Origin of the sequence: Marixanthomonas spongiae, assembly GCF_003095375.1 — a bacterium.
GTDB lineage: Bacteria > Bacteroidota > Bacteroidia > Flavobacteriales > Flavobacteriaceae > Marixanthomonas > Marixanthomonas spongiae.
This window is the reverse complement of record NZ_QEHR01000031.1, coordinates 1-1,041: the sequence shown is the minus strand read 5'-3', so window position 1 is coordinate 1,041 and position 1,041 is coordinate 1. Positions and strand designations below refer to the sequence as shown.

The following is a 1,041-nucleotide window of genomic DNA, read 5'->3' as shown; positions in this document are numbered from 1 at the left end:
AAACTGTTTGGGGGCACGTAAAAGCAACTTTCAAAAAATGCCGGCACACCGATGGATTTCACCAAAATCCGAAAAATACTGTTTTTAAGAGAATTAATTGGTAGTTTTGAGACAGACTGCCGTTGTGTGCAAGCTGAAAACCGAGAATAATTGAGAAAACCGATTTACATAATTTTATTGATTTTAACATTAATTGGAGTTCCATTATTTTACTATATGACTTTAAACACATCTGTAAGTATTAAATATGAAACTGACTTCGGAGAATGTATATCACAAGTTACTGGAACTGATTTATGCTTGCAACACGATATTTTATTGGTATTGACTTATGGTTGTGGAATTTTATTTTTCTTACTGCTCATTTTCAGTAAACGGAATATAAAAAAGACTGAAAAAATATGATTTCAATTCTATTGTTAATTCCGTGGATAATATTTGGATTCAAAAATCCGAGTAAAAATTTCATTGGACTTAATCAAACCAAAAAGTCACTGACTTTACTTTTAGGAATCGAAATCGCCTTTTTTCTTGTTCTCTACTTGAGTTTACCAGAACCGGCTTCAAAAATTGCTGGACTTCAAAGTTTTTCGTGGAATTATTTTATGCTTTACTACGCAAAAGGAATTGTGCCAACTTGGTTAATTGGAGAATCTATCAACGGAAATCTCGGAGACAAAATTGACTTAAATTATCAATGGATATATTTAATTGTAAGTTTAATAATGGACTATTTGATTTTGTTAATCATAAGTCCGAAAATAAAAATATTGTGGAATAAAAAGCCAGCACACAACAACGTGTAAGCGCAATAACGGCTGAATTTCCTAATCGGAAATTCAACTCGTTTAGCTAAATTAGGTGCGTCAGCGGAAAATACTCGCGCATTTTCCCGTTACTGACGCTTACACAAAACCGTCAGACTGTCTCAAAACCATGCCATTATTGCAGCCTTTTTCCAAGGATATAATTTTAATTTGCCTTATCTTTAGGAATGGAATACCAACAAGGACAAGACCGGGAACAGCTTACCCTTTACAG

The 1,041-nt window shown here is 33.4% G+C and carries 1 protein-coding gene; it reads left to right on the top strand.

Annotation, left to right across the window (positions count from 1 at the left end; all coding sequences use genetic code 11):
- The first annotated feature begins 401 nt into the window (after positions 1–401).
- Positions 402–806: a hypothetical protein gene (locus DDV96_RS15755; RefSeq protein WP_116695737.1), complete on the top strand. Its 405-nt coding sequence runs from the start codon at positions 402–404 to the stop codon at positions 804–806.
- Positions 807–1,041 lie beyond the last annotated feature (235 nt).

Bases quoted from the DNA above. Each gene is read 5' to 3' on its own strand.
- DDV96_RS15755 (WP_116695737.1), top strand. From the start codon at position 402: ATGATTTCAATTCTATTGTTAATTCCGTGGATAATATTTGGATTCAAA.